The 6,784-nt window shown below is 40.4% G+C and carries 7 protein-coding genes; 6 read left to right on the top strand and 1 reads right to left on the bottom strand.

Annotation, left to right across the window (positions count from 1 at the left end; translation table 11 throughout):
- The 5 genes from ACJAT7_RS16845 to ACJAT7_RS16825 all read left to right on the top strand — a co-directional run.
- On the top strand, positions 1-362 hold a 362-nt coding region (locus ACJAT7_RS16845), incomplete at its 5' end, for an EamA family transporter (protein WP_415227966.1).
- A 479-nt stretch (positions 363-841) separates the two neighbouring features.
- On the top strand, positions 842-1,813 hold the full coding sequence (locus ACJAT7_RS16840; protein WP_415227965.1) for a family 16 glycosylhydrolase: 972 nt from the start codon (positions 842-844) through the stop codon (positions 1,811-1,813).
- A gap of 455 nt (positions 1,814-2,268) precedes the next feature.
- Positions 2,269-2,958: an aspartate/glutamate racemase family protein gene (locus tag ACJAT7_RS16835; protein ID WP_415227964.1), complete on the top strand. Its 690-nt coding sequence runs from the start codon at positions 2,269-2,271 to the stop codon at positions 2,956-2,958.
- A 277-nt stretch (positions 2,959-3,235) separates the two neighbouring features.
- Complete coding sequence (locus tag ACJAT7_RS16830; RefSeq protein ID WP_415227963.1) at positions 3,236-3,454, top strand: DUF6500 family protein; 219 nt, start codon at positions 3,236-3,238, stop codon at positions 3,452-3,454.
- Positions 3,455-3,889: 435 nt separating this feature from the next.
- Positions 3,890-4,591 carry a YceI family protein gene (locus ACJAT7_RS16825; protein WP_415227962.1) on the top strand — a complete coding sequence of 234 codons (702 nt, stop codon included), beginning with the start codon at positions 3,890-3,892 and terminating at the stop codon, positions 4,589-4,591.
- An 85-nt stretch (positions 4,592-4,676) separates the two neighbouring features.
- Here the strand turns inward: ACJAT7_RS16825 and amrS are convergent, their stop codons facing one another.
- Positions 4,677-5,762: an AmmeMemoRadiSam system radical SAM enzyme gene (gene amrS / locus ACJAT7_RS16820; RefSeq protein ID WP_415227961.1), complete on the bottom strand. Its 1,086-nt coding sequence runs from the start codon at positions 5,760-5,762 to the stop codon at positions 4,677-4,679.
- A gap of 556 nt (positions 5,763-6,318) precedes the next feature.
- Between amrS and ACJAT7_RS16815 the strand changes: the two genes are divergently transcribed.
- The gene (locus ACJAT7_RS16815) at positions 6,319-6,771 is read left to right on the top strand and encodes a DUF302 domain-containing protein (RefSeq protein WP_415227960.1); all 453 of its coding nucleotides are present in this window, start codon (positions 6,319-6,321) and stop codon (positions 6,769-6,771) included.
- The last annotated feature ends 13 nt before the right edge of the window (positions 6,772-6,784 follow it).

Here is a 6,784-nt window from a genome sequence, read left to right as displayed (position 1 = left end):
CTTATATTCTTGTTAAGAAGCTGACCAAAACGGATGATAGCTCGGTTATTATTTTTTATTTTCCTATTATAGCGCTTCCTATTTCAATTTTTTTATTAGGCAGCGATTTTGTTCTACCCAGTTTAGCGGCACTCAGTGTATTGATCTTGGTGGGTATATTTACGCAAGTAGGTCAAATAGGTTTAACAAAAGCCCTGCATAGCGCAGATGCAAATAAAGCAACCGCTTATGCTTACGTACAGGTTATATTTTCAGCTTTCATTGGCTGGGCTTATTTTAGTGAACTACCCGCTATCACTACTATAATGGGGGGGACTTTTATCATGGCTGGCGCGTTAATTAACGTATTATGGAAACGATAAAGTGATTTGATCTTTAGATTGGTTTTGCTAGATTTTCTTTATCTAGCTTCTAATCCATATGCTGTTATAAACAATTAAATAATAATCTAAAAACCACGCTCTTACTCTATTGTTGTACAACCCCTCTAAGACCCAATAACCCTGCAGATACTGCTGCTATTTCAAGTAAACGAGCAGAAAAAGGGATCCGCGCTAACGTGATAACAGCTTACTATTACGATCATCTATTGCTCCAATGGATATAATTATCTGAGCAAGCCTCTTGTTAAACTACACAATAAAAAACAGTTACCTGTCCCAACTTTTCTCGCTGTAAAAATGCTGTGATCAAGCTATAGCTTTCGAATCAGATATATTGCTCATGCAGTAGGAGCCGCATAAAATAATCAGAAATAAAGCCCTAAATACAATTAAACCCGCCGAAGTATAATTTGCAGCTATGTGCCCAGAAATTCAACATTTAAAATTAAGAGGTCAAAATGGGATCCGCACTCAAAACATCAGACCATTTTATTGGTCATAATATTAAACAGCGCAGCGTAAAATTAACAGCAAGTATCGTAACTCTATTTATGCTCAGTTTTAGTACGCCAACTTTAGCGGGTTGGGAAGTGCAATGGATTGACCCATTTGAAGGCACAGGTGTTAATTGGGATAACTGGACCGCACAGACACAAGCCAATTATAACAATGAAGTGCAGTGTTATACCGATGATGACAGCTCAGTAAATAAAAATTTTGATGTCTCTGATGGCACCTTAAAAATTATTGCCCGAAAACACAATAATCACTGCCCCGGCCTCGGGGGAAAATCAAAATCATGGACATCGGGACGTTTAAATAGCAAAGATAAAAGTGAGTTTCTTTATGGACGTATCGAATCAAGGATCAAGTTTCACAATTTAGAAGGCGGCAGTTGGCCCGCATTCTGGATGCTTGAAAATCGTATTGCTGAACAACCCATTAAAGGTGATGGAGATAAGATTGGCTGGCCCAATGCCGGTGCCGGTGAAATAGATGTCTGGGAATGGTTTTCTAATAAACCCGATACTTACATAACTAATTTTTTTAATAGAACTTCAAAAAATTCTCAACGTAAAACCGCTTGTGGAAGTTTAGTGCTACATAATTATGCCGCTGGTGCAGCCGATGTACAAAATTGGCATACTTACGCAATTCAGTGGAGCGAAGATAACATCTCTTTTTATATGGATGACACCTTGGTCGCCTCACAAAATATGGGTAACTGTAAACAATATAAAGAGCCGATGTTTGTGCTGCTCAATGTTGCCATGGGTGGGAATTTAGGTGGCAGGATTGATCGAAGGCTTAAAAAAGCAACCATGGAGGTGGATTATGTCGCTCACTGTATACCTACCGATACGAATGACTCAATCTACTGTAATGAGAATACTCCCAATGCAACTGATGATGGTCAAAACGAAATCTAAAAACGTTCGCCAATAGTGATTATAATCGTGAGTCTGGAGGTATCCTCCAGACAAGAGTAGATTTAGATAGTTCCATAGCAGGTATTTTCGACCACTTTTAGCAGGCGAGAAGGTTATTTTTTTAGTATAGAATTGCAAAATAATTGCCTGCCCAGCCATTCCTACCCGCAAGTGTATTACCTCAATCGATAAGCCTCTACAATCTAACTTGCCTTAGACCCCCATTAAACAAAGTATTTTAAGCTAATACTTTTATTTTTCATGGTTTTATCATATTGCTACTTGCCATCTGGATCTACTCCATGAATACTAAAAACCGGTTTTGATGAATTGATGCCAATAATTTTAAAAAGATGGACCTGCGTTTTTATTGGAAAGCTAACATTTTCAATATTACCCACAGATGCGGTTAGCAAGGGGGAGTTCTATCATGCAAATAGATGTGGAGAGATAATATGAAAACAATTGGTCTTTTAGGTGGTATGAGCTGGGAAAGTACGCTTGGCTATTATCGTGCAATTAATGAAGGAATTAAAAGCTCACTTGGTGGGCTGCACTCGGCTAAAATCGCTATCTATAGTGTCGATTTTGATCCCATTGAAAAGTTACAACATAATGATGACTGGGAAGGTACCGCAAAAATACTGATTGAAGCGGCTATCAATGTGCAGTCTGCAGGCGCTGATTTTTTACTTATCTGTACCAACACTATGCATAAAGTAGCGCCACAGATAGAAGCGGCTATTAATATTCCCCTGCTCCACATAGCGGATGCAACCGCTGATGTTCTTGTGAAACAAGGGATTAAAACGGTGGGGCTATTGGGAACCGCTTTTACAATGGAGCAAGATTTCTATAAGGGCAGGTTAAGTGAAAATTATGGTTTAACCGTTTTAGTTCCTAATGAAGCAGACAGAGCAATTGTTCATAATGTTATTTATAAAGAACTTTGTTTAGGCAAAGCACTGCCGGCATCTAAAGCCGAATATTTGCGCATTATTGAATCTTTAGCTAAGCAGGGCGCGGAGGCTGTCATTCTTGGTTGTACTGAAATTGGCATGCTGCTTGAGCAAGCGGATACCAAAGTAACACTTTTAGATACGACAACTATTCATGCACAGAAAGCGGTTGAATATGCACTATGACCGGCTTATCAAGTGGACTTTAAGATGGCGTTATGCAGATATCGCAATTAGGAGTTTCAAAACGCAGTGATAATATCTGTTGTTCCCGGCGGTCTTTTGTTTACAGCGGATTTAATTCGTCAACTAGCGCTTGATCTCTGCATCGATTATATCTCTTGCCCTCATACTCCGAGAAACAGGAAAAATAGTTCAGAGATAGTCTTTCATCAGAACATTTGCATAGATAGAAGGTAAAGACATTATTCTAATATGGCAACATTCAAGGTATGGGTAAATAATGAGAGAAGCATTAAGAACTAAAATTATCGACGTTTGTAATAAAAAAATTGCAAGCAAAGGTGATAATGTCGGATTGTCATTCTACGCTTTCTTTGCAAATAAAAATGATAATCCTGAATTACTTATGGAAGCTGCAACGTGGTGGATACAGACTCATCAATTAGATCATTTTGTTAAGGCTCATAAAATTAAGGAGATGATTCAAAATGGTGATTAGCGGTATATCACAGGTATCTTTAAAGAATTTTTAGTCTCCTATACCGTAAACGGTTGTTCGGCTTGTAGTAAAGTGTCGATTGTTATACCAATATGGATAAAACGATATCAAAGAAGTGATTCAAAGCGGCGAAAGTTTTGATTTTGCTCAGTATTTCTAGTTTTTTTTTGCTAGTGACAGCTTTACAGCTATTATTAATGGTAAAATAAAAACGATTTCATTGCCACTGGAAGAGTGCAGTTGAAAGGAATTAAACGGTTAGTCAGTGCGCTTTTTTAGCAGTAGGAAATCTCAGCTTTAATAGTGCAATGATCGAGAATCTATTGCTCAACCGTGCTGATTTTCTATTGGTACTGGCGAATGGGCAAACAGGACTGGCCGTGGAAGTTTGGTTTGAGGAACTGCATACCCGCAGAGCAAAGGAGTAATGCCATCATGACTTTCAGATTAATAGCACTAAGCGCACTGTTTTTATCCGCTTGTGCCGTACAACAAGAGTCCCCTGAAAGTCCGGCACAGCCAGCGGACTTTCCGGAAGCGTTATATTTACAGGCCGCAGCTGATACGCAAAACCGCGTCTATCGTGCAGACAGAAAATTATCACAGATTCTGATCCGGGCATACCGTGGCGGTATACTGACATTACTGGGGCATGAACATATTGTTGCCAGCCAGGATGTGCATGGGTATATCTTACTAAACAAAACAACAGGGCTATGTCAGACAGATCTGTTTGTGCCCCTTGCTAAACTCAATGTCGATGATCCGCAGTTACGCACAGAAGCCGAGCTGCAAACAACGCCGTCATTGAGCAGTAGTGATAACACTAAAAAAAATATGCTGGAAAATATTGATGCAACCAGTTCACCCTTTGCTCAACTACACAGCAGTGACTGCTCTGCAGCCTTGTCAGGTAAAGAGACAAAGGTGTTGTTAACTATTCATGGCGTGAAACAGGAGCGGCAATTAGCAATCAACCTGCAACAGACTGATGACAACCAGCTAATTGTCAGTGGCAAACTTTCCATCCTGCAAACCGAGTTCGGTATTGAACCTTTCTCTGTTTTTAATGGATTGATACAAGTTGAGGATAAATTGGATTTAACTTATAAACTTGTTTTTACAGAGCTCAATTAAAATAAGTAAGCAACGGCGCAGCGTATTTTGCTGGTTAAATGAAAAAACCTTTTTTCTATACTCGATAATGCCACCAGCAGATCTGTTACAGGCTGCCTTTACTCAAACGCACCGGGATCCTGTGTCGCCCGAAATGACCATGTTTACGGCTGAAGACCCCGGGCAATGGCGTTTGGCAATGGGGACAACAGAAATCATCATTGAGATCAAGCTTACCTAACTCATACCAGTTGCGCTCGATCAGCATTGCGCCACATTTATGACAATAGGTACTGCTGCGCTCGCTGTCGGAAATGTTACCCGTGTACACATAATGCAGGCCGTTGCGCAGTGCAATTTCGCGCGCTTTGAACAGGGTTTCGGGCGGTGTTGGTCCTTTATTAAGCATCTTGAAGTCCGGATGAAATGCGCTGAAATGAAGCGGCACATCCGCGCCCAGATTTTTCACTATCCATCGAGTCATTGCATCGATCTCAGCTTCACTGTCGTTTTCTCCGGGGATCAGCAGGGTCGTTATCTCCAACCAGACCGAAGTGTGCTGTTTTAGATAAATCAGCGTATCGAGCACAGGTTGCAGGTGGCCATGACAGATATGTCGGTAGAAATTCTCAGTAAACCCCTTCAGATCGACATTCGCTGCATCCATATGTTTAAAAAATTCGACTCGAGGCGCATCACAAATATAACCTGCGGTCACAGCGACCGTTTTTACCCCGACGCTATGACACTGAACGGCGATATCGATCGCATACTCCATAAAAATAACCGGATCATTATAGGTAAAGGCAACGCTCTGGCAATCGTAACGCAGAGCTGCGTCGGCCAGTTGTGCAGGCGATGCCTGATCCGTGAGGGTATCCCAGTGGCGGGATTTACTGATATCCCAGTTCTGGCAGAACTCACACCCCAGGTTGCAGCCTGCTGTGCCGAACGAAAGCACGGAAGAGCCGGGCAGGAAGTGGTTTAGGGGTTTCTTTTCGATAGGATCGATGCAAAAGCCACTGGATCGACCATAAGAGGTCAACACGATTTCACCCTGGTGGTTCATCCGTATGTAACAGGCGCCTCTTTTGCCTTCACGCAGCTGGCAAAGTCTGGGACACAGATCGCATTGCACGCGTCCGTCGGAAAGCTTTTGCCAGTAGCGAGTTGGCCAGTATTCACTGGACATAGGTAAATTCTCCTCACTCTTTTATTTAATCCTAGCGCAGGATTGAAGCTTTGCATCTTTTCGTCCGTAGAGAAATTTTGGCGGAAATGACCTGATCTAGTAGGAGATAACTCTATCTCTTCTAAACCAGCTAATGCATGTTAGAAAATGCAAATATTTGATAAGTGGCATTAAAACATGTAACGTTTATTATCAATATTTGCTCTGCGTGTTTTATCTATAAGCATAAAATTATTCTTGCTAATAATATCTTATCTAAATAGGACGACTCATTATTCTCCTTTAAAAGTACTATTGTGATTGATCTTTCTTTTCTTAACACTAGCGGCACTCATCGATGCTCTTTTTGATGCTAAAATTCAATTATCGCAAGTAAAGATGAAAATTTTGAACTTAAACAGGGTATTAAAGATCCTCAAGCTTTAGCTATTCAGAAAGTAGATGTAGAGTTTAAAAGGCAATAACCAACTAGAATTACATAGAAGCAATGCAATACGGCTATTTTCGCCGTTAAGCGTTTGCCAATTATTTCAGCAACATCCAGAAAGGTTTTATTATGATAAAAATAATTTCGCGTACTGTTTTTGCATTAGTTTTCTCGAGTTCTGTTTTGGCAACTGAAACTGTGATTTCAATTGAGAGTAACCATACGGTCAAAGAAACAGCTGATCGCTTTGAACAAATATTAGAAAAAAAAGGTCTCACTCTTTTTGCAAGAATAAATCACACTACGAATGCTGCCAACGTTAACCTTGAATTAGCTCCCACCGAAGTTGTTATCTTTGGTAATCCTAAGGTTGGAACACTGTTAATGCAGTGCTCAAAAACCGTCGCTATAGATCTTCCGCAAAAAGCACTGTTCTGGGAAGATATAAAAGGTCAGGCGTGGCTTTCTTATAATAACCCTGAATATCTAAAGGAACGTCATAACATCAAAGGTTGTGATCTGGTTATTAATAAAATATCGGATCTCCTTGGCAAACTAAGTAAAGCCGCAACATCCAAATAAAAAAACACGTTAA

The sequence above is a fragment of the Psychromonas sp. genome (assembly GCF_047632995.1).
In the GTDB taxonomy this organism is placed as follows: Bacteria; Pseudomonadota; Gammaproteobacteria; order Enterobacterales; family Psychromonadaceae; genus Psychromonas.
This window is presented reverse-complemented; position numbering and strand designations above follow the sequence as displayed.